Below are 23,239 nucleotides of genomic sequence, written 5' to 3' on the forward strand. Positions count from 1 at the left end.
CGCGCTTACGCATTATGTCGCTGATCCCATCGGTTGCACGGCTGCGTTCCGGCCTTTTTCAGCTCTCGACCAGGCTTTTTGCGGAGGCGTAGATACGGTCGAGAGCAGCGGCGACATCCGTCATGCTCTCCACCGCAGGATCGTACCTACCGCCCCTGGCCAGGGCATCGCTCCATGCCAAGGCGGCCCGCCCTCCCCATTCGTCAGGCGGGCGGACGAGCGCGCTGGATTTCACGCCCTCGAACGCCACCGCTTCGAAATCATAGAAGGAGCCGCCGACATTGCGCATCGCAGCGCCTGCGCCCTCGCCGTAGAAGGCGGCTTCGATAACCGCGTCCTGTCCTGCCGGCAGGCGCCATGAGCACGCGAGCCGCACGATGGCGCCGGACTTCAGAACAAGCGTCGCCACCGCGTAATCTTCCGCCTCTGTCCGGCCAGCCACGGCGAGACCATCGCGAGACAGATGCGCATCGACTTCGGCGATATCGTCATCGAGCAGCCAAAGACAGAGATCGATCAGATGGACCCCGAGGTCCATGACGCATCCGCCGCCTGAAAGCGCAGGATCATAGAACCAGGGCTTGTCGGGGCCGTAGGCGTTGTGAAAGGTCAGATCGACGGCCCGGATCCGTCCCAAGCGCCCGGCCCTGAGCAAGCCTCGCAGAGCCTGGGCCGCGGCGGTATGGCGATAGCTGAGGTCCACCGCCAGCAGCCGGTCGGCGCACTTCGCCGCCGCTATCGCCCCTCGTGTTTCCACCGCGTCTCGGCCCAAAGGCTTCTGACAGAAGACCGCGACCCCGGCGTCCAACGCGCGCACGGTCTGTTCCGCGTGCATGGCGCTGGGAGTCGCGATCACCAGTCCGTCCAGCCCTTGGGCCAATAGTTGATCGAGGTCCGCGCACACCGCCGCGTTCGGCGCGAGCCGGAGCGCTTCCCGCGCCATCTCCGTGTCCGGATCGGCGATTGCCGCCGCTTCGATCTGTCCACCCGCAAGCATGGCTTGCATGCGGTTGCGTCCGATCCACCCGACGCCCAGAAAGCCGACGCGCGGACGGCGCAGGGCGGACGATTGCAAACGTTCCAGGAAGATATCGGTCATCGCATCACTACTACGGCCTTGAGAAAGCCGTCCGGCCGGTCGCGCGTGGCGTTCAGAGCCTCGTCCAGCTGCTCCAGAGGATAGGCGTGAGTGAACAGGTCGCGTACATCCAGCCGACCGCTGCGCACCGCCTCGACCGCCTCGCGCACAATTTCGGCATAGACGGCGGGGTCGCGCTCGTGCGCGTTGACGACGTCCAGGCCGCGCCAGTTCCACAGCTGCATATTGATCTGCCGCGGGCCGTCCTGATGATAGCCGGCGATCACAAGCCGCCCGCGCTCTCGCGTCAGCTCGGCCGCTAGATCCAGCGGCCAGGCCTTGCCGACCGCCTCGATCACCACATCGCAGAACCGTCCGTCCGTCAGCTCCGACACCTTGGCGATCAGGGCGTAATGATCGTCGAGCACCAGGGTTTCCGCAGCGCCCATCCGACGCGCCACCTCCAGCGAATAGGGCCGCCGGGACAGGGCGATCACCCGAGCGCCGACGTCCGTCGCCAGACGCGTCAACACCGCCCCAAGAAAGCCGATGCCGACGATGGCGACGGTCTGGCCAGCCTCAATGCCGCTGCGCCGAAAGATGTTCATGGCGCATCCCAGCGGCTCTCCCGCAAAGAGCATGCCGTCGAGTTCCGGCGGCAACGGCACGACTGCGTCCGCGTCGGCCACATCGTATTCGGCGAAACTATTGTGCGAGAGGGCGGCGACCCGGTCGCCGACGACGACGCTGGTCACCCCAGATCCAACCGCATCGACCACGCCCCAGCCTTCGTGGCCCAGACCGCCGGGCGAGGTCGGAAACGTCATCCATTCAGGGCCTGCCCATGGCGTCAGATTGGAGGCGCAGACGCCGCAACCTTCCAGTTTGATCCGCACCTGGCCGGTCTCCGGCTCGGGTCGAGGCACGTGGCGCACCTCCATTTGGCCCGGCCCGGTGACGACGGCGGCGCGCATGGTGCGCGTCTGGTCAAGAACCTCGGTCATGGTCTTCCTCGTTGGCTTGGCTGATGTGGTCGAGCACTACCTCGGGGGCGACGTCGCGGCGAAGGTCGTCCAGGCCGGGATCGTCGGACGCGAGACCGGCGTGTGCGGCGAGGCGGCCGACGAGATCGATCAGCCGGGTGATCTCATGTTCGGCCAGCAGATTGATCTGCAGATCCAGTTCCGCTCGCCCATGCTCCGCTGCGGCCATCCGGTTCTGGCTGATCAGAACGAAGGTCGATAGGAAGATGGCCTCCACCGACGCCGCCATGGCTAGGATCACCAAGGTGGGGTCGAACCGCCAGAACTCCGGCCCCCACAGGTTCGAGATGATCCAGCCGCCGAAGATCAGCAGGTGCAGCAGCACAAACCCCATACTTCCCGCAAAATCGGTGATACGCTGAGCCAGGCGTTGCGGCCAAGGCGCCGCTTCGGCCTGCTCTCGGCGCTGTGCACGCATGACCTCGATGTTGCGTCTTAAGACGCCAGCCATGTCTCCGTCAGGGCGCATTTTTAGGCGCTGAGGGCCGGGCGATCGCCGAGCGTCGGCGAGCGATCTGCGTCGAACCAATCGATCGTACGCCGCAAGCCGTCCTGAAGGGCGATGCAAGGCCGCCATCCCAGGACCGTCTCCGCCTTGGCGATATCAGGACGCCGGCGACGAGGGTCGTCGATCGGCAGCGGCCGGTACACGATCTCCGAGCTGGATCCGGTCAGATCGACGATGACATCGACCAGTTCGGACACCGTCAGCTCGACCGGGTTGCCGAGGTTGATCGGGCCGGGCTGCGGCCCCTCATGCTCCATTAGCGCGATCAGGCCGCTGACCATGTCGTCCACATAGCAGAAAGACCGGCTCTGGCTGCCGTCGCCATAGATGGTGATCGGCGCGTCCGCGAGTGCTTGGGTGATCAGGTTGGAGACCACCCGACCATCCGCGGCGGACAGGCGCGGTCCGTAAGTATTGAAGATACGCGCCACACGCACGTCGGACCGCCCGGCCCGGTCGTAGTCGAACACCAGGGTCTCGGCCGCCCGCTTGCCTTCGTCGTAACAGGCGCGCGGGCCGATCGGATTGACGTTGCCGCGATAGGTCTCCGGCTGGGGGTGCACCTCCGGATCGCCGTAGATTTCGCTGGTGGAGGTCAGCAACAGGCGCGCCCCGGTCTTCTCAGCCAGTTGCAGCAGATGACGGACGCCGAGGATGCAGGTCAGCATCGTATGCTCTGGATCCTGCTGGTACTGCGGCGGCGAAGCGGCGCAGGCTAGGTCATAGATGCGGTCGAAGCGACGTTCGGTGATCCGTTCCGGCAGCGGCTCGACGACGTCATGGCGTACGAACTCGAAACGGGGCTGTTTCATCGCGGCCTTGAGGTTGCCCAGGTCGCCGGTCTGCAGATTGTCGAGGCAGACGACGTGGCAGCCTTCCGCCAGCAACCGGTCGCACAGGTGGGACCCCAAGAATCCGGCGCCGCCGGCGACCAGGACAGTGCGGGTGTCGGAAATGGACTTCATAGGTCGGTCCTTCGTCTTGGCCCGTCGGGCCGCGATCAACTCACGCTCCAGGGTCTGGGCGCGATGGGAGGGGGTATGTTCGCAAAGAATGCGACGTCGGGCGGCCTCGCCCATCGACTGAGCCTGACCCGCAGGTGCGGACAGCGCCTCGATCACCGTCTCGGCGGCCTCGGCGAGGATGATCTCGACACCAGGTGTGAACAGGGTCTCGATCCCCGGCCAGGTGTCCGAAATGATCGGGCAGCCGCACGAGGCGGCTTCGAACAGGCGGATCGACGGGCTGTGTCCGGCCATCCGCATGTCGTCGCGTGTGACGTTCAGGGTAAATCGGCTGGCGGCGTAGAAGGCCGAGTGCTCCGCCGGCGGCAGGTGGTCGATCCGCTCGACGTTCGCAGGCCAGTCGATGTCCTCTGGGTACTGCGGCCCTGCCACGACGAAGCGACGGTCAGGCATGCGCCGGGCAGGTTCTAGAAGCAGGCGCTCCAGCGTCGGCTGACGATCCGGGCTGTAGGTGCCGAGGTAGGAGAGGTCCCACCGCATGGTCACGGCTTGCGGGCGGTAAATCTCGGAGTCTGCGGAACAATAGAGGGCGCGCGCGGCCGGCGCGCCATAGTCCCGCTCCAGACGCTTCAGCGTGTCGCCACCGGTGAAGGAGAAATACAGGTCGTAGTCGGGGATCTGGTCCGTCTGCAGATAATCGCAGTCGTCCCGCGCCAGCCGCGCCAGCGTCACCGGCGTGTCTATGTCGTACAAGGCCACCACGCCGTTCGCCGTGCGCCGCGCCCACCGGCCGACAGCGATCCCCTCCGGCACGTATGAACCGACCAGAACGGCGTCGGCGGTCTGCACCTCGCCGGCGAAACGCTCCAGATCCTTCAGGTCCGCATAGAAGGCCAGGCGGCAATAGTCGGGCTCCGACAAATCCCGGTGCGCGGCGTACCAGGGCGTTTCGCGCTCCAGGAAGACCACCTCGTGGCCTCGCGCCGCAAAGGCGGACAGCAGGGCGCGAAAAGTCACCGCATGCCCATTGCCCCAGGCGGACGACAGGCTGAGCCCGAGCACGACCAACTTCATGCGGCGCTCCTCTCGTGCCGGGCCTCGAGGCGGCTGCGAAACAGCCGATCCACCACAGCCGCCCGCTGGGCATAGGTGTGGTCGGCCAGCACCCGGGCGCGCGCCGCCTGACCGATGGTCCGCGCGCGTTCCGGCGTCAGTGACGCGAGATGGGCGGCTACGTCCTGGCCGTCGCGGGCTACCAGCACCTCGACATCAGGCGTCAGGAATTGCTCGACGCCTTCCCAATGATCGGTGATTAGGCAGGCGCCGGCGCCCGTGGCTTCAAAGACCCGTGTCGCCGGCGAGAACCCAACCTCCGCCATGCTGTCGCGGGCGACGTTCAGCACCGCCAAAGGGCTGCAGTTGAACGCGTTGTGTTCGGCCGTGCCGACGTGGCCTATGGCCCGCACATTTTCAGGCACGGCCTTGTCGCCCCAACCGTTGCCGCCCAACAGAAAGCGTCGCTGCGGCAGGGACGCGGCGGGTTCCAGGAAAAACTGCTCGATGCGGCGCTCGCGATCCGGGAGGCGATTGGCCAGCAGCGCCAGATCGGCGGAGAACCGCGCATCCGGCGCGACCGCGTGATGGGTGACGGGGTCCAGCGCATTGTAGATCGGCCGGCAGTCGCGGGCGCCCAGCGCTCGAAAGGCCTGCACCACCGGATCACCGCCGCCGTACGTCAGGACATGATCGATCCGGGGCAGAACCTCTCGCAACGGGTGATCGGGCGCGGTCCTCACCTCCGCCAGCGTGGCGGGGGCGTCCACGTCCCAGTAGACGGTCAGAGCGTCAGTCCGCGCCCTGTCAAACACGCCCAGCAAGACATCGTCGTAGACGCCCACGCCCGACGCCTTGACCACCACGTCGGCCTCTGCGGCGCGCGCCATGGCGGCGGTGCAGCCTGTGACGGAGTTTTCCCACACCATGACCTCGGCCCAATCGGGCGGGTCGATGTCGCGATGCTGCTGGCGCTCGAAGGCGTCGGGTTCCAGAAATAGGATGTCCCAGCCCCGCTGGGCTAGGGCGCCAAGCAATCCCCGGTAATAGGTAGCTGCGCCGTTCCAATAAGACGACAACAGGCTGGAGCCGTAAAAGGCGATCTTCATTTCGCGATCTCCATGGCTGGGGTGCGTGCGCCGGCCCCGAGCCGAGCCAGCACCGCCATCAGTTCATCGACACGGTGGGCGCAGGTGTGGCGGGCGTGGATGGCGGCCAACCCTGAGGCGGCCAGTTCACGACGAAGGTCCCTGTCCGACTTGACGGTCCTAAGCGCTGCGGCCATCTCGCTGCCGGACCGGACCATGAGCAAATCACGGCCGATGTCGAACAGGCCCTCGCTGTCCGTCCAGGGCGCGCTGACCAGGGGGATACCGCAGGCCAGCGCCTCGAATACACGAATAGTCGGAATGCCGGGCAGTGTCTCGACGTAGAAGCGACGGGGCACATGGACCGTCGCCATATGTTTCGCGAACACCTGCGGCGCCGCCGCATTGGCCAGCCAGCCGTGGTAGCGGACATCATAGCGCGCCAGCGTCCGCCGGGCAGCCTCGGGATAGCGGACGCCATAGAGATCGAGCCCAAGCCCAGTCGCCGCCGCCGGTGCGAACAGGAAGCGTTCCAGTTCGGCGGCGCGCTCGCCGTCGCCCCAGTTGCCGATCCAGACCAGCCCTTCGCGCGCCTGCTCGTAAACAGGCGGATGGAACAGCCGGACGTCGGCGGCCTCGTGCCAAACGAAGACGCGATCGCCCCAACCCCACCGACGATAGACGGCCGCCAAGGTCTCGCCGAACGCAAGGACGCCGTCGTAGCGCGAAAGGTCGAAGGCCTGCATGGCATCGGGTTCGCTGACCGCCCGATGGTGAGTGTCGTGGAACAGCAGGGTGAAACGGCCGCGAGCGCGGGCGCGTCCGATAGCGGCCACCAGCGCCGGATCATTCCATTCGTGAACAATCACCAAATCGGCCCCATCCAGCGCCAGATCCACGTCCAGTGGCGGATGGAAGCGCCGACTGGACAGCTCGGGATAGGCTTGGTGATAGGCCGCCAGTCCAGCCTCGCCATGGTCGGCGACCAGGTTGGCCCGGCTCCAGGCGTCGTGCGGCTCCCACGCCTCGACCTTGTGACCGCGCGCGATCAGCTCGCGCAGCACACCGCGCAGGAAATGGGCGTTGCCGTGGTTCCAGCAAGACTCCAACGAATGGGTGAAATAGACGACCTTCATGCGGCCGCCTCCCCGAAGGGAGCGCGTTGGGCCAGCGCCTCGGCGTAGACCGCCAGCGTGCCCTCGACCATGGCGTCGACGCCGAACTGACGCGCCCGCGCCGTCGCCAGACGACCGAGGCGGCGCGCACGGTCGGCGTCGTCCAGAAGATCGTCCAGCACCGTCGCCAGCGCGACATCGTCCTGTGGCGGCACGAACAGCGCCGCGCCCTCCCAAAGCTCCCGGAAGGTCGGAATGTCCGCCAGAACGAGCGCGCAGCCTGCCTGAGCCGCCTCCAGCACCCCCAGGCCGAACGGCTCATAGAGGGAGGGCGCACAGAAGACGGCGGTTTCCTGCAAGCGCCGCTGCAGCGCGCCGCCGCTCAGCTGACCCAGCGCGCGAAGATGGTCGAGACGCGCGACCTGGCCGTTCGGCCCCTCCGGGGCGCCGGCGGCTTCCACCGTTCCCCGCATCCGACTTGCGGCGCGTTCCAGCACCTCGATGTTCTTTCCATCGTCCCAGAGGCGACCGGATGTGAGCACGCTCCGCCGTCGCTTCGCCACGCCGATCTCGGGCGGACGACGACCATTTCGCACGGCTGTGGGCAGGACGCCGTAACGCGCCGCCGTCGCCTGCATGAAGGCATAGCTGGGGGCGATGAGACGGTCGCAACGGCGATAGCCGCGTCCCAGCCGCTCCGTCCGCCACTCGAAATCCTCCGGCAGATCGGTCCCGCGAACCGCGTCCCACCAAGTCGCCACACAGGAATGACAGACGCCGACGACGGGCGCGCCCCAGTCGTCCTCGCCTCGGAGGGCTGGCGCGTTCAGATGCACCAGGTCGGCGCCGACCCGCGCAACGAGGCTCCGCAGCGCTCTGCCTGCCTGGTCGAGCTGAATCGGCCGGTCGGCGAGCCAGTCGAGGGTCTCGCCCGCCTCGATCAGTTTCAAGCCGTGGATCCGATGCGCCGCTTGCCTTTGGGTGTGTTCCGGCGCTGGCCCCAGTATGGCCAGGGAAACACGTATTCCGCGCGCCAGCAGCCCGTCGGCCAAATCCAGCGCATAGGTCCATACGCCCCCTACGGCGTCGGTGGTCATCAGGACATGACGCGGGTGCAGGCTCATGCCGCAGCCGATCCGACGCGGACGTCCAGGCGTCGCTCCACCCTCAGCCACTCCGCCAGTTCGGACACGCCCGTCCGCCACGGTTTCGGCGCACCCAGTCCCAACGCTCGATGAGCGGCGGAAGCGTCGGCCACGAAATAGCGCTGATCGCCTGCTCGCCAATCCTCGAACCGCAGGTCTGTCTGCCGCCCGACCAGCCGGTCGATATGGCCGATCAGACCTCGAAGGCTGACTGCATTCTCCGGCCCGCCACCCAGGTTGAACGCGCGGCCGGACACGGCTTGCATCCGCGTCCAGGCGGCGACATAGGCGTCCACCGCGTCGTCGACGTGAAGGATGTCGCGGACCTGACGCCCATCGCCGTAGAGGGTGATGGGGGCATTTTCCAAGGCGCGGATGAGGAAATGGGCGACCCAGCCCTGGTCCTCAGTCCCCAGCTGACGGGGCCCGTAGATGCAACTCATGCGGAGGACACAGGTCGGCACCTGGTAGCTGCGCGCATAATCGAGGACATACTGATCCGCCGCCCCCTTGGAACAGCCGTAGGGCGTGTGGAAGTCGAGCGGCCGCCGCTCATCGACTCCCCGCAGCCGCAGCGCCGGATCGGCCGGCTGCCAAGCCTCGTTCTGCAAAATCAATTCGATATCGGCCAGGTCGCCATACACCTTGTTGGTGCTGGCGAAGATCACCGGCGTCCTTCGAGCACGCACCGCCTCCAGCACGTTCAGGGCGCCGCCCAGATTGATGTCGAAGTCGGTGTGGGGATCGGCCAGGCTGGTGGTCACCGCCACCTGGGCGGCCAGATGGAAGACGACATCGGCGCGGGCGGCCGCCGCCTCGACCGCCTCAGCCTTACGCACATCGGCGGTCAGATGCTTGACCCGCGATCCGTGGCGCAGGAGCAGCCATTTCAGATTGGCCTCCACCCCCGGCCTCGCCAGGGTGTCCATCACCACGACCTCGTGGCCCTCCCCCGCCAGACGATCTGCGAGGTTGCAACCGATGAAGCCTGCGCCTCCCGTGATCAGGACCCGGCTCATGCCACCAGCCCCCGCAGCTCCAGCTCGCGGCGCGCCTGATCCACGCGATCCTGCGCTTCCTGTCGCGCCACCCACTCGGCCAACTGTTCCAGCCCGGCAGCAAAGTCCTGACGCGCCTCGTAGCCCAGCCCTTCGCGCGCCTTGGTCAGATCGGGAATATTGTGGCGGATGTCTCCGGCGCGCGCCTTGTTGGTGATCTGGGGTTCGATGTCCGGTCGTCCCATCGACGCCGCCTGCAGCCGCGCCACTTCCTCGACGGTGCGATCCTCGCCGGAGCCAATATTGAACACCTCGCCGTTTGCCTCCGGCCTGTCGAGCGCCAGCAGGAAAGCCCGCGCGACGTCCGAGACGTGGACAAAGTCTCGGCGCTGGAGCCCGTCCTCGAACACCATCGGCGCCTGTCCGTTGGCGATGCGGGAGGCGAAGATGGCGAGGACCCCGGTATAGGGATTGGAAAGGGCCTGGCCCGGTCCATAGATGTTCCAGAGCCGCAACGCGCAGCTCTCCATGCCGTATTGCGCCGTCAGGGTCAGGGTCAGCCGTTCCTGAACGAACTTGTTGATCGCATAGACGCTCTTCAGCGCCGGCGACTTGGTCTCCGGCGTCGGCACAGGGATCAGCGGCCGTCCTGAATTGTCTTTCGGATCCCACGAGCCGTCAGGATTGCGTGGGCCCCGCACCACCTCCTGGCGCAGCTCGCCGTCTGCGGTGCGGTAAAGCCCTTCGCCATAGATGCTCATCGAGGACGCCACGACCACTCGTCCCACAGGCCGATCGATCAACTGCTGGAACAGCACCGCCGTGCCGTAGTCGTTGACGGAGGTGTAGCGATCAATCGCATACATGCTCTGACCGACGCCGACTTCGGCCGCCAGGTGAACCACCTTGTCCACCCCCTCAAGCGCGGCCCTGACCCGGTCCTCGTCGCGAATGTCGCCGACGATCAGCTCGACCTCTGAATCCAGTTCCTCCGGCCGCATTGCGGTGGGGTGAACCTGCTCGATCAGGCTGTCGAGCGCCCGCACTCTGTGGCCCTGCTCTAGCAACGCCCGGGCGAGATGCCGGCCGACGAAGCCTGCGCCGCCGGTGATGAGGATGGTGTCCGCCATGGGTTCCTCCCGCTCAGCGCTTCACGAACTTGGAAAAGCGGCTCAGCTGGCCGCCGCTGGTCTCATCCTGTTCGAGCAGGGCCAGTTCGCTGTCTTCGAAGATGCGGAAGAAGTCGTCCCACGAGATTTCTTCCAGCGCGTCCTCCTTGTCGCCAAGGTCGAACCGCAGCACTCCGCCGCCCTTCTCGTCCGTCGTCATCTTCACGCGAGAGGGCCTCGCATCTCGGGCTTCGGCCCAACGGCGGATGGCGTCGTGATCGGTCAGGCGGTTCGCTTCGGACATCTTACGGCTCCGGTAGGTTCACTTGAGCAACAGCTTCTTCTACAGATCTGTTCCGCCACATTCAGTGTTCAATGTTGAACACAGACATCAAGGACTATAGTTTATAGCCACTATTATTGTGTTCAAAAACCTACACAATCACAGCCTTTTCGGTGATCAGCTTCCGTAATCATGGATACTTAGCCATTTCACGGAACCGGGAGCTTTGTAGATCCTTCCCCTGCTGCGGTCGCCAAGACCGCGTTACTCCAAGGGGACCAGCCAATGCAGCGGAACTCCGTCCGGATCGGCCTCGTCGGCGTAGGCAATTGCGCGTCGTCCTTCATGCAAGGCCTCACCCATTATGAGGCGGCCGCCAGCAACGCCCCCCCTCCCGGCCTGATGAACGTCGAGCTCGGCGGGTATCGCGTCGAGGACATGGAGGTGGTGTCCGCTTTCGACATCCACGCCGCCAAGGTCGGGCGAGATTTGTCTGACGCCATCTTCGCTGCGCCGAACAACACCATCCGCTTCGCTTCGCCTCGCCCATCGGGCGTGCAGGTTCTGCGCGGCCCCACACTGGATGGGATCGGCTGCTATATGGTCGAGGATCTGGAGGAGAGCGCGGCTCCGCCCATCGACGTCGCCCAGGCGTTGCGCGACAGCGGGACCGAGGTGCTGGTGTCCTACCTGCCGGTCGGGTCGCAGCGGGCGACCGAATACTACGCCGAACAGGCGCTGAAGGCCGGCTGCGCCTTCGTCAACTGCATCCCTGTGTTCATCGCCTCTGACCCCGTTTGGGCCAAGCGTTTCGCCCAGGCGGGCCTGCCGATCTTAGGCGACGACATCAAGAGCCAGGTCGGCGCCACCATCGTTCACCGGGTTCTGGCCAATCTGATGCGTGAACGCGGCGTTCGCCTGGACCGCACCTATCAGCTCAACTTCGGGGGCAACGCCGACTTCAAGAACATGCTGGAACGCGAGCGACTGAGCTCCAAGAAGATTTCCAAAACCCAGGCCGTCACCAGCCAGTTCGATGCGCCCCTGGCCGAGGACGACGTCCACGTCGGCCCCAGCGATTTCGTGCCTTGGCTGACGGACCGAAAATGGGCGCACATCCGACTGGAGGGCACGACCTTCGGCGATGTCCCGATCAGCATGGAGGTCAAGCTAGAGGTCTGGGACAGTCCCAACAGCGCTGGCGTCGTCATCGACGCCGTGCGCTGCGCCAAGGTCGCCATGGATCGGGGCGTATCGGGCCCCCTGATCGGACCGTCCAGCTGGTTCATGAAGTCGCCGCCCGAGCAGTTCACCGACGAGGAGGCGCGCGCGCGGACGCTGCGCTTCATCCACGGAGACGAAGCTTCGCCTGCAGCCGGCCTTCGCTCCGCACGCCTCGCCTCATGACCCTCATCCATCTGATCCGGCATGGAACCCATGACCTGGTGTCGCGGCGACTTTGCGGGCGGGCGCCGGGCGTAGGTTTGGGCGAGGCCGGCCGACGTCAGGCCGAGGCCTTGGCCCGGGCGCTCACCAATCCGAGCCGCGTCGTAACCAGCCCAGTGGAACGAGCGCGACAGACCGCCGCCGTCATCGCCGCCGCTCACGCCCGCCCTCTGGAGGAGGAGACTGCCTTGAACGAGATCGATTTCGGAGCCTGGACCGGACGAGACTTCGCCGAGCTCGATCCGCTGCCCGAATGGCGCAGATGGAACGCCCGTCGCGATCAGGCGCGGCCGCCTGATGGCGAGACGATGCTGGAGGTGCAGATCCGGCTATCGCGCTGGCTGGAAAGCCTGGCGACTACGGATGTCGGGCCAGTGGCGGCGGTCAGCCACGCCGACGTCATCAAGTCTGTCGTGGCGCTGACGCTCGGTCTGTCTTTGCAAGCCCACGACCGGTTTGAGGTCTCCCCGGGTTCGGTGACCACCGTATCCGCGACGCCCGAGGGCCTCACGCTTCTTCGCCTAAACGAGGTTCCCCATGTCTGAAATGACCGCCCAGCAGGTTCACGACCGCGTGGCCGAGCTCGGCCCTTGGTTTCACAACATGGAGCTGAGAGGCGTTCGGACTGCACCCGATCACTTCCTCCACGACTATCCCGCCAACAAATTCGCTCGCTTTGCCCACGTCGTGCCGGAAGACCTTAGCGGACGCAGTGTGCTCGACATCGGTTGTAACGCCGGCTTCTATTCGCTTGAGATGAAGCGGCGCGGCGCCGACCGCGTCCTCGGCATCGACTTCGACGACCGCTACCTGGATCAGGCGCGGCTGGCCGCCGAAGTCGAAGACGCCGATATCGAGTTCCGCAAACTGTCCGTCTACGACCTGGCGAAGCTGGGGGAACGGTTCGACCTCGTCATCTTCATGGGCGTGCTCTACCACTTGCGGCACCCGCTTTTAGCGCTGGACCTGATCCACGAGCACGTGGCCGACGACCTGCTGCTTTTTCAGTCGATGCAGCGTGGCGCGGACGACATTTTCGAGCCCGAAATCGACTACGCCTTTTCCGAAACGGCGCATTTCGACCGGCCCGACTATCCGAAGCTGCACTTCATTGAGCACCGCTACGCCGGAGATTGGACCAACTGGTGGGCGCCCAACGCCTCGGCCAGCAAGGCCATGTTGAGAAGCGCCGGCTTCGACCTTCTTCAACGGCCGGAAGAAGAGGTCTTTCTGTGTCGCCGGGTGGACCGCCCGACGGATGCCGCCGCCGTCTATCCCGCCCGCCCTGCCGTCAACGGTCATGACAAATACACGGAGACGCGCCGATGATCGAAGCGGTCAAGATTTGGAATGAACCCAACAACAAGTCGCACTGGGATCCTTTGCTGGACCCGGAGTGGGAGCGTTTTGCAGAGCTGACACGGCTGGCGGGCGCGGCGATCCGTGCCGAGAATCCGGCGGTGACACGAGTGCTGGGCGGAATGTCGCCGATCGATCCGTCGTTCATCCGCCGGCTTGAGGCGCAAGGGGTCATGGACGCCGTCGATGTGGTCGCCGTCCATGGCTTTCCGCTGGACTGGAACCTGTGGCCCATAGACGAATGGCCGGCGCGGATCGAGGAAATCAAGGCGGTCACGAACAAGCCCGTCTGGGTGACGGAAGTCGGCGTCTCCGCCTTCGGTTCCGAAGAAGTCCAGGCCTGGGGCGTGCGCAAGACCGCCGAACTGCTGATCGGCAAGGCGCCGCGCATTCATTGGTACAGCCTCTACGATCTGCCCAGAACGTGGGAGGCGACCACGCGTCATCGCGAGGCGGAAGGCTCGTCCTACTATCGGCATTTCCACATGGGCCTACTGCGCGAGGACGGCTCGCCCAAGCCGGCGGTGGAGGCGTTCCGGCCATACGCGTCGGATATGGGCGTGTGCCAGTGGTTCCACTACCACGACCACCGTCTGGATGACGCCGTACGCTGGTTGAAGGACCTCGGCGTGCGCCGGCTGCGCACTGGCCTGTCCTGGGCGGATCGCTACCGCGACGGCGCGTTGGACTGGTTCGACCGCCAAATGGAGACTCTGTCCGACTTCGACGTCACGGTGACCTTCTGCTTCACCCCAGAACATCGCGGACTGGAGGCTCACCACACCAGCCCGCCCCAGGTCCCGGAGGAGTTCGCGGCGTTCTGCGCCGAAATGACGGCCCGTTATGCGCCGGTCCGCTCGCCGGTCGTCGCCCCGCAACCGATCGAGGCGAGCGCAGCATGAGAATCGGCGTCATCGGAACCGGCTATGTCGGCCTCGTCACCGGCGCCTGCCTGGCCGAACTGGGGCATGAAGTCTGCTGCATCGACAGCGATCGGGCGAAGATCGATCGCTTGCTGGCCGGCGACTGTCCCATCTACGAGCCGGACCTGCCGGCGCTGATCGCTCGCAACCGGATGGCCGACCGTCTGAGCTTCTCCAGCCATACGGCTGACGGAGTGAGCTCCAGCGACGTCGTCTTCATCGCCGTCGGCACCCCGGCAGACAGTGATGGCGAAGCCGACTTGAGCTTCGTCCACGCCGCCGCGCGCGACATCGCGGCTCATTTGCGGGGGTTTACCGTCGTGGCGACCAAATCGACCGTTCCCGTCGGAACCGGCGACGAAGTAGAAGCAATCCTGGCCGCCCACGCGTCGGACGTTGAAACGGCCGTGGTGTCCAACCCCGAGTTCCTGCGCGAGGGGTGCGCCGTCGGCGACTTCCTCAAGCCTGATCGGATCGTGATCGGCGCGGAGACGTCCCGTGCAAACGCGGTGATGGAAGCGGTCTATCGGCCGTTGACCGCACGGGGCTGCCCCGTGCTGTTCTCCGATCGCCGCACGTCGGAGCTGATCAAATACGCCTCAAACGCCTTCCTCGCCGTCAAGATCAGCTACATCAACGAGATCGCCGACCTCTGCGAAGACATCGGCGCTGACGCTGCGTTCGTGGCCGAAGGCATGGGGATGGACGCCCGTATCGGCGGGCGGTTCCTTCAGCCCGGCCCCGGCTATGGCGGTTCGTGTTTTCCCAAGGATACTCAGGCCCTGCTCGCAACGGCGCGTAAGGCCGATGCGACCCTGTCCGTGATAGCGGCCGCAGAGACCGCGAACCGACGCCGTAAACGCCATCTCGGGGCGCGGGTCGCTGCTGCGACGGGCGACCTGACCGACAAGGTCGTGACAGTGCTGGGCCTCGCCTTCAAGGCGGGCACCGACGACATGCGCGAGGCCGCCGCTCTCGACCTGATCCCCGACCTCCAGGCGCGGGGCGCGACCGTTTGCGCCAGCGACCCTGAAGCGATCGTGGCCGCGCGGCCGAAACTGCCCGGCGTCGCCTTCTTTCGAGATGCATATGCTGCGGCGCAGGGCGCGGATGTGCTGGTCTTGCTGACCGAATGGCCGGCCTATGCGAGCCTCGATCTGGAGCGACTGCATCGGATCATGCGGGGCCACCGCCTGATCGACTTTCGCAACCTTTTCGATCCGGAGGCGGTCGCCAGGGCGGGCTTCGACTACATCTCGCTCGGTCGCCCGGCGTCTCGGAGATCGATCGCCGCCCTGGGGCACGGGGCGGCGGTCATCGACCGGATGCAGTCGGCGCTTCAGTCGCCGGATGTGGACTGAACCGATGGGTGACGCGCGTGTTTTTCCACCCGATCGCGCGGCGTCATCGCCGCCAAGGGAGAGCCCCCTATGCTGAAGCGCTATGGCTACGCCTGGATCACCCTGGCCTTTTTCACCGTCTCCATAGTCTTGCATTGGCTGTTTGGATGGTTCGCCTTCGTCGACGAGGCGCGCGAGCACGGCCAGGCCGCGCAGGTCACCCCCTATCTGATGGAGATGGCGCGAGACACCTTCGAGAACTGGCAATCGGAGTTCCTGCAACTGCTGTGGCAGGTCGTCGGCCTGGCCTATTTCCTCTACGTCGGCTCGCCGTCATCCAAGGAAAACGACGACCGGACCGAGGCCAAGCTGGACGCCCTGCTTGAGTTGGTCGGCAAGGAGCGCGGCCTGGCCCTTATCGCGCAGATCGACCAGCGTCACGAACGGCACGGGGGTCATGCCTCCATCCATGTCGATCCGCCTTACGCACGGTGATTTCGATGTCTCCCATCAGTCCCCCTCCCGCCAAAGGCCCACGAAACGGCGACCTGCCCGCCTATGTCAGCAATGGCCTGATCGGTCTGCGGGTGCGGGAGATGCCGTTGCAGAGCGGCATGACCCTGGTCAGCGGCCTGGCCGGCGAACACCCCGAGCGTCGCATCGAGGCGGCGGCCCCGGCTCCCTATCCCCTTGCTGCGGACATCGGGCTGAACGGGGTCTGGCTCAGCGACCAGCCCTGGGCCGTTTCGGATCTGGTCCAGACCTATGACTTCGAGACGGCGGAGTTGGAGAGCCGCTTCGTCTTCGCTACGGCAGAGCGCCGGGCCGAGGTCGTCGTCGTCACCTTCGCCAGCCGCACCGCCCCCGCCCTGGTGTTGCAGGAGATCGCCGTCACCGTGGACGGCGCTTGCGACCTGACCCTGCGCGCCCGCGTCGATCCAGCAGGCTTGCGTGGCCGCGTCGCCCGACGGCGCACCGACACGCCCGGCGAGCCAGAACCCGCCTGCGACGGCTCAATGCTGTGGGAGACGGACGGCGCCGTCAGCACCTGCGGGCTGGCCCTGCATACCGAGGTCTCGGCCGAGGCGGAGAGGAAGGTCGAGGCTTGGGACGCATCCGGCCCCCTGGTCAGCACCTATCAATTACGCGCCGCCAAGGGTCGAACAACTAGGCTGCGCCAGATGGCGGCCCTGGTTCCTTCGGTCATCCACGCGCGACCTGATGAGGAAGCGGTGCGCCGCGTCGACCGTGCCCGCGAGACCGGCTTCGATACGCTGAGGCGACGAAACCGCGAGGCCTGGGCGGATCTGTGGCTGGGCCGCATCGTGGTTCGCGGCGCCCAGCCGGATCACCAGGCCCTGATCGACGCGGCCTATTTCTACCTCAACAGTTCGGCCCATTCCGCCTCGCCCGCGTCCACCTCGATCTTCGGCCTCGCGACGTGGCACGACTACACCTACTATTTTGGCCATGTGATGTGGGACGTGGACGCCTTCTGCATCCCACCCCTTGTCCTGTCGCAGCCGGATGCGGCGCGGGCGGCGCTGGACTTTCGGACGCGAGGGCTGGCGGCGGCGGGGTCCAACGCGCGACTGTCGGGACGTCGGGGCCTTCAGTTTCCATGGGAAGCCGCGCCGATGACGGCCCAGGAAGCGGCGCCAGGCGGCGGGTCGGCGGCCCATCATGAGGACCACGTCTCCCTGCATGTCGCGCGCGCCTTCGCGATGTACGCCGACGCGACAGGGGACGAAGCCTTCCTGCGCGAGGACGCCTGGCCGGTCGTCAGCGGCGTCGCCGACTGGTTCGTCAGCCGCACCACCCGGACCGATCGCGGTTTCGAAATCCTGCGCTCAATGGGGCCGGCGGAGGTTCCGGAGCCGCCCGACAACGACGCCTTCACCTTGATGACCGCCGCCGGTGTGCTGCGTCGTGCGCTGCGAATGGCCGACCAATTGGGGCGGCAGGCACCGGATGCGTGGGAAGAGGTGCTGGACGGCCTGTATCTCCCGGTACGCAGCGATGGCGTGATCGCCTCTCATGACGACTTCGACGTGCGAGAACCCAAGGGCGCCACGCCCTCCCCGCTCGCCGGCCTGTTCCCCAGCGACTTTCCGGCGAACGAACGCCAGCGGCGCGCGACCTTGGACTTCTTTCTTCAGCGCTGGCCCGACTACATCGGCGCGCCCATGCTACCGGCGCTCTACAGTGTCTGGGCGGCGATGACAGGCGACCGGGACCTGGCGCTGAAACTGTTCGAGGAAGGCTATGTCGCCTACGACCAGCCGCGCTTTCACCAGTGTCTCGAATACCGCCTCGACCATCCTGACAGCGAGGTTCCTGCCGGCCCCTTCTTCGCCAATCTGGGCGGGATGCTGCTGGGGCTGATGTTCGGCTTCACAGGCCTGATTATCGACGACGGACCGCCCGAGACATGGGCTCGCCGACCGGTGGTTCTGCCTCAGGGGTGGGAAGAGATCGAGATCGTCAGGGTCTGGGTGCGCGGCCGTCCAGCCCGGATCAGAGCGCGGCACGGCGACGCGCGCGCCGAGGTGACATTCCTCTCGACCTGAGCCGTGTGAGAGCGCTTTCGCGATACAGCGTATAGGCGCCGCCAAGAAGGATCAGGCCGATGCCGGCCAGCGTCGTGCTATCGGGGACCACGCCGAAGACGAGGGCGGAAAGGCCGGCCGCGAACAGAACCTGGGCGTAGGAAAAGGGCGCCAACAGCGAGGCCTCGCCCCGCGTATAGCCGACGATCAACAAATACTGGCCCATGGCATAGAGGCCGCCCATCATCACAGCCTGAGCGATCTGTAACGGCGTCATCGCCACGGCGAAGGCCGGCCACGACGCCGTCAGCGCCAGAAAGCCCACGCCGGAAGACCACAACAAGATCGTCTCCACCGCATCGCCGTCGCCGATCCTGCGTGTGGTGACGACCATCACGGCGCCGCACGCCGCAGAACCAAGCGGGAACAGGGCCGCAGACTGAAAGGCCTCTCCGCCCGGCCGCAAGATGGTCACCACCCCCGCCAATCCGATCAAAAGCGCCGCCCATCGCCGCACGTGGACGCTCTCACCCAGCACGACGATCGACAACAGCGTTACGAAGGCCGGGGTGACGAACGAAATCGCCGTCGCCTCTGCAACGCCCAAATCCCGAAGCCCGCGAATGAACAGCAGGCCCGAGCCCAGCAGCGCAAAGCCGCGCAGAAGCTGGAGCGCAGGCCGGCTCGCCACCCACCGCCGCCTGCGTCCCCACACCATCGATACGGCGACGGCCAGCAGGACGACATAGCGCATCCAGGCGATCTGGGCGGCCGGCAAGGTCGCACTCAGCGGCTTGGCGAACAGATCGGCGCAGGCGAAAAGCCCGACGGCCGCCACCACCGTCAGAGGTGCGAAAGTTCCAGAGCCGGCTGTGGAATGCAGATTGTTGGTCGCCGCCGGCGGATCGCCGTCGGGACCAGGCCAGGTGGCGATCGGAGGCGGCAAGGGGTCAGGACCAGTTGGCGGAATCCGCCGCATCGACCCCCAGCGTCTCCCCACTGATGAACCGCGCCTCGTCGCTCAGCAGGAACAAGACGGCCGAGGCGATGTCTTCAGGCGTCACCCAGGCCAACCCCATTGGCGTAGCGTCCTTATTGGCCTCCAGATAGTCTTCCCGCGTCGGATTCGATTTGTCGGGAACCGCCTGCTGAAACCGTTCCTGGCTCGACATCATTGGGGTATCGACGGGACCAGGCAGAACAACGTTGACCGTCACACCGCTTTTGGCCGCTTCCAGCGCGGCAGTCTTGCACAGCCCCGCGAGGCCGGACTTGGCGGCCACATAGGGAGCGGCTTCCTTCTCCCCATGTTTGCTGACGCCGCTGCCGATGGCCACGACGCGCCCGCGCCCCACCTCGGTCATGACCTTCAAAGCCGGCGACAGCACATTGAAGACCCCGTTCAGATTGGCCCGGACGACGGTCTCGAAGGTCTCTGGCCGCATCTCCGTAATCGGCCCTTCGATCGACATTCCTGCGTTTGCGATCAGGAAGTCGAGCCGTCCAAAACTGTCCTCGGCGCGGCGGATCAGAATGGCGGCCTCTTCGGCGCGCGCGACATCCACCTTCAACGCTATGCAGCGAACGCCTTCAGCCTGAACGGCGTTGACCGTGGTTTGAAAATCGTCCGCCGTCGCCTTGGGATAGGGCGTACCGTCCGGCAGATCGGCCAAGATATCCCCCAGGACCAGGTCGCAGCCCTCTCGCGCCAGAGCGACTGCGATAGCCCGACCGATCCCCCGCGCCGCCCCGGTGACGACCGCGCATCGTCCTGAAAATCTGGGAAGGGTCGAAGGGCAAGGTGCTGGATCAGGATCTGCATCTAACAAGGTTCAGGCTCCTCTTTTTGGACGTTGAAGTAGCGAACTGGTCGATACTGCTGCGGTTCCTGCACGCGCCATCCATGTGATTATCCCTCTGTTATAGCGGGGCTTTTTAGCGTCCGTTTTTGAACACAGGAACGGGACGCGGACGTTCTGCGCTGTGACGCCAGACACAGGAGGATCCATGTCCGTCATCGACAAGGCGCTCGCCGCCATCACACCCCAACCCTCGGAAGACCATCGCCGCGAAGCGACCGAAAAGGCCCGGGCGGCGGCCCAGAACGGCGACTGGCTGTCGCTGGCGCTCGATCATCACGAACTCATCCGCGACGCCTTCGCTCAGGGCCGCAATGCGGGATCGGCCGCAGAGCGCACGGCGGCCATGAAGACCCTCGCCCTGGTGTTGAACGGCCATTCGCTGGCCGAGGAGATCGTTCTCTATCCCGCCATGGCCCAGCACGGTCACAAGCTACAGGCGGGGGCGGCCTATTCCGAACAGACCACCGCCAAGATGCAGATGGCCGAGCTTGAGAACATCGCCCCGTCGTCCGATGCCTGGCTGGACAAATGGGGTCACATCGAAGGTGCGGTGCTGACGCATATGTTCGAGGAGGAGAACGGCTGGTTCCTGCATCTGAAGAAGCACGGCGACGATCAGGATCGCCTCACGGCGCGCTACACCGAAGAGTATCAGCGCTATGTCGACTGATCTTTCGAACAGCGCATCGGGTCTCGCCCAAGGCGGTCTAGGCGGACCTGACGATCAGCTTTTGGAAACCGGTCAGGAAGAGGTCTTCGCGCGCGCCGAGGTCGAAAGCGGCCGCATCGAACACCATTCCAACACCCAGACGACGCCTTCGCTCACGGAGATCAAACCGTCCTCGCCCAACGCCGACGGCGGAGCGGCCGAGCGCCCTGGAGCTTGAGAGGCGATGGCCAATGGTCTGAAGGACGGCATCCCATCTTCTGCGGCGCACCTGTGCATCGACATGCAGAGAATGTTCGTCGAGGACACCGACTGGAAGACGCCGTGGGCGACGCGGGTGCTGCCGGTCATCGTTCGATTATGTGAGGAAAAAGCCGAACGCACCTGCTTCACACGCTTCATCCCCGCAACGCGTCCTGGCGAGGGCCGCGGCGCCTGGCGAGGCTACTGGGACCGCTGGCCGTCCATGACGCTGGAGGTGCTGGGCGAACGAATGACCGATCTGGCGTTGGACCTTCAACGTTTTTCACCTCCCGCTTGGATCGTGGACAAGACCCTCTACTCGCCCTGGACCGGAACGGACCTCGACCCCGTCCTGCGCCGCAGCGGGGTGGACACGCTGGTGATCACAGGGGCCGAAACCGACGTCTGCGTCCTGGCGACCGTGCTGGGCGCCATGGATCTTGGATATCGGGTGGTGGTGGCGACGGATGCGCTCTGCAGCTCTTCTGATGAGGATCACGACAGTCTGATCGCTCTGTATCACCGCCGTTTCGGCCAACAGATCGAGACGGCCGAAGTCGATGAAATACTAAGGGTCTGGCCCTCGAAATAGTCAGACCGGACCGTTGAGTCCATTTGCCGACAGGAAGCGATCATCCAGCAACCAGAGCCCATCCGGCAGGTTGGCCTTGTCCATCCTGGAGAAGCTCAAATGTTCATGCACAACAAGCGCCTGATGTATACTGTAAGGGTTTCGGAAACGAACCCAGCGCTCGCCACTCTTATGCTGGAGCAGTTCGGCGGCCCCCAAGGCGAGCTGGCCGCCGCTATGCGATATTTCACCCAAGGCCTGGCCGACGAAGACGTCGGTCGCCGCGACCTGCTGATGGATATCGCGACCGAGGAACTCAGCCACTTGGAGGTCATCGGTTCGATCGTCGCCATGCTCAACCGTGGCGCCAAGGGGCGGCTGGCCGAGGCGGCGGAGGAAGAAGCCGATCTTTACGCCAGCATGACGCAGGGCGGCGAGAGCCACACCATGTCCATTCTCTACGGCGGCGGAACGGCTCTGGTGAACTCTGCGGGCGTGCCCTGGACGGCAGCCTACATCGACTCTATCGGCGACCCGACCTGCGACCTCCGGTCCAACATCGCCGCCGAAGCTCGCGCGAAGATCGTCTACGAACGCCTGATCAACGTCACCGACGATCCCGGCATCAAGGACGCCCTGTCCTTCCTGATGACGCGCGAGGTCGCCCACCAGAAGGCTTTCGAAAAGGCGCTCTACGCCATCCCCGCCAACTTCCCTCCCGGCAAGTTGCCTGGCCGGCCGGAATTCGCCGACGTCTACTACAACATGTCCCAAGGCGAGGGCGACGCGGAAGGCCCTTGGAACACGGGCGACCAGTGGACGGCGGTTTCTGATCGCGAACAACAGACAGCCGTCGACGGCGGCGACGGACACGCCGATGTGGCCTTGGCGAAGAACGAACAGAAGGCGGTAGACGCCTTCATGACCCGCACGATGTCAGACCCCGAAGCCAATCCGCTCACGGGCGCGGATTTGGGCGCTGGGCCCGGCGCCGGTTCGACTACGCCGCTCCCCTTCTAGCCAAGCGCCTCATCGACTTGCGGCCCAGCAACGGCGCGATCATGACGATCGCGCCGTTTTCTTCAGCCCGCTCCCCAAAGGGCGATCACCAGCGCTGCAAGCGCGACCATGCCGGCCAGCGCCGCGCCAAATGCGACGATGCGCAATCGCCGGAACGCCCGCTCGATGCTCTGGACGAGAATTTCAGTGTCGACAGGCAGCAAGACCATTCCCTTCGTGGCTGACGGCAAGTCCGTCTCGTCACGGATGCGCAGGCCGCATTCAAAGCCCTCGATCAAAGCCAGGTTTCGGCCTGTCGCAGAGCCAGCAGGAGCAGCATCAGAGAGCCGTTCAGGTTCCGCTCTGTCGGGTTTCGATCAGGAAACAGGCTCCGGCGGCTATCGGGGAACAGCCCTCCAGCACAGGGCTTTCCGGTCAATCAGCAACGGAGAATACTATGAAAGCCCTGAACCTCCTGACCCTCTTTCTCGTCATCGTCGGGGGCCTGAACTGGGGCCTCGTCGGCGCTTTCGAGTTCGATCTCGTCGCCGCCCTATTCGGCGAGGGGTCTGTGCTGTCCCGAGTCGTCTATTGCTTGGTCGGCCTGTCGGCGCTTTGGCAGATCGCGCCATTCCTCGCCGCGATCAAGACCCGTGAAACGCGCGTCGAGACCGGGATCCACTCATCGACCCGACGCCACTGATCGCGCCATGAATGACGACGATCGCAAGCCGCCCATTCTGCGCAATCGCCGCCGGCTTGGGTGGCTGATCCTCATCCTGCTGATCGCGTTCGCCCTGCTCTATTTCGGCGTGGGCGCCACGGCGTTCTTCAGAACTCAGCCGCCGCCGCTTTAGCTCTCTAGCGTCGCCGCTCCTAGGCGCTGCCGGCATCA

Annotated in this window: 26 protein-coding genes; 13 read left to right on the top strand and 13 right to left on the bottom strand. The window is 65.5% G+C overall.

From position 1 onward, the window contains the following. Positions 1 to 58: 58 nt before the first annotated feature. From EGY25_RS03060 to EGY25_RS03110, 10 genes are read right to left on the bottom strand one after another with little or no spacing between them, the layout of a single operon-like run. Complete coding sequence (locus EGY25_RS03060; protein ID WP_135193589.1) at positions 59 to 1,099, bottom strand: Gfo/Idh/MocA family protein; 1,041 nt, start codon at positions 1,097 to 1,099, stop codon at positions 59 to 61. Beyond that, positions 1,096 to 2,082 (bottom strand): MDR/zinc-dependent alcohol dehydrogenase-like family protein, encoded by a 987-nt coding sequence (locus EGY25_RS03065; RefSeq protein ID WP_245159321.1) that lies wholly within the window; start codon positions 2,080 to 2,082, stop codon positions 1,096 to 1,098. The genes EGY25_RS03060 and EGY25_RS03065 overlap by 4 nt, the downstream gene beginning before the upstream one ends. After that, positions 2,066 to 2,572, bottom strand: a complete 507-nt coding sequence (locus tag EGY25_RS03070) for a DUF1003 domain-containing protein (protein ID WP_245159322.1) — start codon at positions 2,570 to 2,572, stop codon at positions 2,066 to 2,068. The genes EGY25_RS03065 and EGY25_RS03070 overlap by 17 nt, the downstream gene beginning before the upstream one ends. A gap of 20 nt (positions 2,573 to 2,592) precedes the next feature. Beyond that, positions 2,593 to 4,668, bottom strand: coding sequence for a bifunctional glycosyltransferase/UDP-glucuronate decarboxylase (locus EGY25_RS16735; RefSeq protein WP_245159323.1), 2,076 nt, complete (start codon positions 4,666 to 4,668; stop codon positions 2,593 to 2,595). Beyond that, positions 4,665 to 5,756, bottom strand: a complete 1,092-nt coding sequence (locus tag EGY25_RS03085; RefSeq protein WP_135193591.1) for a CgeB family protein — start codon at positions 5,754 to 5,756, stop codon at positions 4,665 to 4,667. The genes EGY25_RS16735 and EGY25_RS03085 overlap by 4 nt, the downstream gene beginning before the upstream one ends. Continuing rightward, positions 5,753 to 6,871, bottom strand: coding sequence for a CgeB family protein (locus EGY25_RS03090; RefSeq protein ID WP_135193592.1), 1,119 nt, complete (start codon positions 6,869 to 6,871; stop codon positions 5,753 to 5,755). The genes EGY25_RS03085 and EGY25_RS03090 overlap by 4 nt, the downstream gene beginning before the upstream one ends. Then, on the bottom strand, positions 6,868 to 7,974 hold the full coding sequence (locus EGY25_RS03095; RefSeq protein ID WP_209307954.1) for a glycosyltransferase family 4 protein: 1,107 nt from the start codon (positions 7,972 to 7,974) through the stop codon (positions 6,868 to 6,870). The genes EGY25_RS03090 and EGY25_RS03095 overlap by 4 nt, the downstream gene beginning before the upstream one ends. After that, entirely contained in the window at positions 7,971 to 9,014 is a 1,044-nt protein-coding gene (locus tag EGY25_RS03100) for an SDR family NAD(P)-dependent oxidoreductase (protein WP_135193593.1), read from the bottom strand. The genes EGY25_RS03095 and EGY25_RS03100 overlap by 4 nt, the downstream gene beginning before the upstream one ends. Beyond that, positions 9,011 to 10,123 (bottom strand): NAD-dependent epimerase/dehydratase family protein, encoded by a 1,113-nt coding sequence (locus EGY25_RS03105; protein ID WP_135193594.1) that lies wholly within the window; start codon positions 10,121 to 10,123, stop codon positions 9,011 to 9,013. Before EGY25_RS03105 ends, EGY25_RS03100 begins: the two co-directional genes overlap by 4 nt. A 13-nt stretch (positions 10,124 to 10,136) precedes the next feature. Beyond that, positions 10,137 to 10,406: a hypothetical protein gene (locus EGY25_RS03110; protein WP_135193595.1), complete on the bottom strand. Its 270-nt coding sequence runs from the start codon at positions 10,404 to 10,406 to the stop codon at positions 10,137 to 10,139. A gap of 324 nt (positions 10,407 to 10,730) precedes the next feature. On the opposite strand from EGY25_RS03110, the gene EGY25_RS03115 reads away from it, so the two are divergent. The 7 genes from EGY25_RS03115 (at position 10,731) to EGY25_RS03145 (ending at position 18,023) form a co-directional block, all read left to right on the top strand. Beyond that, positions 10,731 to 11,792 (top strand): inositol-3-phosphate synthase, encoded by a 1,062-nt coding sequence (locus tag EGY25_RS03115; protein ID WP_245159324.1) that lies wholly within the window; start codon positions 10,731 to 10,733, stop codon positions 11,790 to 11,792. Beyond that, positions 11,789 to 12,376 carry a histidine phosphatase family protein gene (locus EGY25_RS03120; protein ID WP_135193597.1) on the top strand — a complete coding sequence of 196 codons (588 nt, stop codon included), beginning with the start codon at positions 11,789 to 11,791 and terminating at the stop codon, positions 12,374 to 12,376. Before EGY25_RS03115 ends, EGY25_RS03120 begins: the two co-directional genes overlap by 4 nt. A 1-nt stretch (position 12,377) precedes the next feature. Further along, complete coding sequence (locus tag EGY25_RS03125; protein ID WP_245159325.1) at positions 12,378 to 13,160, top strand: TIGR04290 family methyltransferase; 783 nt, start codon at positions 12,378 to 12,380, stop codon at positions 13,158 to 13,160. After that, a complete protein-coding gene (locus EGY25_RS03130) occupies positions 13,157 to 14,092 on the top strand; it encodes a glycosyl hydrolase (protein ID WP_135193599.1) in 936 nt (311 codons plus the stop codon). The genes EGY25_RS03125 and EGY25_RS03130 overlap by 4 nt, the downstream gene beginning before the upstream one ends. After that, complete coding sequence (locus EGY25_RS03135; RefSeq protein WP_135193600.1) at positions 14,089 to 15,474, top strand: UDP-glucose dehydrogenase family protein; 1,386 nt, start codon at positions 14,089 to 14,091, stop codon at positions 15,472 to 15,474. The genes EGY25_RS03130 and EGY25_RS03135 overlap by 4 nt, the downstream gene beginning before the upstream one ends. Positions 15,475 to 15,543: 69 nt before the next feature. Continuing rightward, entirely contained in the window at positions 15,544 to 15,948 is a 405-nt protein-coding gene (locus EGY25_RS03140) for a DUF6766 family protein (protein ID WP_209307955.1), read from the top strand. A gap of 5 nt (positions 15,949 to 15,953) precedes the next feature. Further along, on the top strand, positions 15,954 to 18,023 hold the full coding sequence (locus EGY25_RS03145; protein ID WP_135193601.1) for a glycoside hydrolase family 65 protein: 2,070 nt from the start codon (positions 15,954 to 15,956) through the stop codon (positions 18,021 to 18,023). Here EGY25_RS03145 and EGY25_RS03150 read toward each other — a convergent pair. Together EGY25_RS03150 and EGY25_RS03155 are read right to left on the bottom strand one after the other, a co-directional pair. Beyond that, a complete protein-coding gene (locus EGY25_RS03150; protein WP_167762464.1) occupies positions 17,971 to 18,948 on the bottom strand; it encodes a DMT family transporter in 978 nt (325 codons plus the stop codon). The genes EGY25_RS03145 and EGY25_RS03150 overlap by 53 nt on opposite strands. A 4-nt stretch (positions 18,949 to 18,952) precedes the next feature. Next, complete coding sequence (locus EGY25_RS03155) at positions 18,953 to 19,831, bottom strand: SDR family NAD(P)-dependent oxidoreductase (RefSeq protein WP_135193603.1); 879 nt, start codon at positions 19,829 to 19,831, stop codon at positions 18,953 to 18,955. 178 nt (positions 19,832 to 20,009) lie between these two features. Between EGY25_RS03155 and EGY25_RS03160 the strand changes: the two genes are divergently transcribed. From EGY25_RS03160 to EGY25_RS03175, 4 genes are all read left to right on the top strand, one after another. Continuing rightward, positions 20,010 to 20,534 carry a hemerythrin domain-containing protein gene (locus tag EGY25_RS03160; protein WP_135193604.1) on the top strand — a complete coding sequence of 175 codons (525 nt, stop codon included), beginning with the start codon at positions 20,010 to 20,012 and terminating at the stop codon, positions 20,532 to 20,534. Next, the gene (locus tag EGY25_RS03165) at positions 20,524 to 20,751 is read left to right on the top strand and encodes a hypothetical protein (RefSeq protein ID WP_135193605.1); all 228 of its coding nucleotides are present in this window, start codon (positions 20,524 to 20,526) and stop codon (positions 20,749 to 20,751) included. The genes EGY25_RS03160 and EGY25_RS03165 overlap by 11 nt, the downstream gene beginning before the upstream one ends. Positions 20,752 to 20,757: 6 nt before the next feature. Further along, the gene (locus EGY25_RS03170; protein WP_135193606.1) at positions 20,758 to 21,366 is read left to right on the top strand and encodes a cysteine hydrolase family protein; all 609 of its coding nucleotides are present in this window, start codon (positions 20,758 to 20,760) and stop codon (positions 21,364 to 21,366) included. 99 nt (positions 21,367 to 21,465) lie between these two features. Beyond that, on the top strand, positions 21,466 to 22,365 hold the full coding sequence (locus tag EGY25_RS03175; RefSeq protein WP_135193607.1) for a manganese catalase family protein: 900 nt from the start codon (positions 21,466 to 21,468) through the stop codon (positions 22,363 to 22,365). A 62-nt stretch (positions 22,366 to 22,427) separates the two neighbouring features. Here EGY25_RS03175 and EGY25_RS03180 read toward each other — a convergent pair whose 3' ends face one another. Further along, complete coding sequence (locus EGY25_RS03180; RefSeq protein WP_135193608.1) at positions 22,428 to 22,643, bottom strand: hypothetical protein; 216 nt, start codon at positions 22,641 to 22,643, stop codon at positions 22,428 to 22,430. A 158-nt stretch (positions 22,644 to 22,801) separates the two neighbouring features. On the opposite strand from EGY25_RS03180, the gene EGY25_RS03185 reads away from it, so the two are divergent. Both EGY25_RS03185 and EGY25_RS16425 read left to right on the top strand, forming a co-directional pair. After that, positions 22,802 to 23,047 carry a DUF378 domain-containing protein gene (locus tag EGY25_RS03185; protein WP_135193609.1) on the top strand — a complete coding sequence of 82 codons (246 nt, stop codon included), beginning with the start codon at positions 22,802 to 22,804 and terminating at the stop codon, positions 23,045 to 23,047. A 7-nt stretch (positions 23,048 to 23,054) separates the two neighbouring features. Next, complete coding sequence (locus tag EGY25_RS16425; RefSeq protein WP_167762465.1) at positions 23,055 to 23,201, top strand: hypothetical protein; 147 nt, start codon at positions 23,055 to 23,057, stop codon at positions 23,199 to 23,201. Positions 23,202 to 23,239 lie beyond the last annotated feature (38 nt).

The sequence above is a fragment of the Brevundimonas intermedia genome, assembly GCF_004614235.1.
Lineage (GTDB): Bacteria > Pseudomonadota > Alphaproteobacteria > Caulobacterales > Caulobacteraceae > Brevundimonas > Brevundimonas intermedia_A.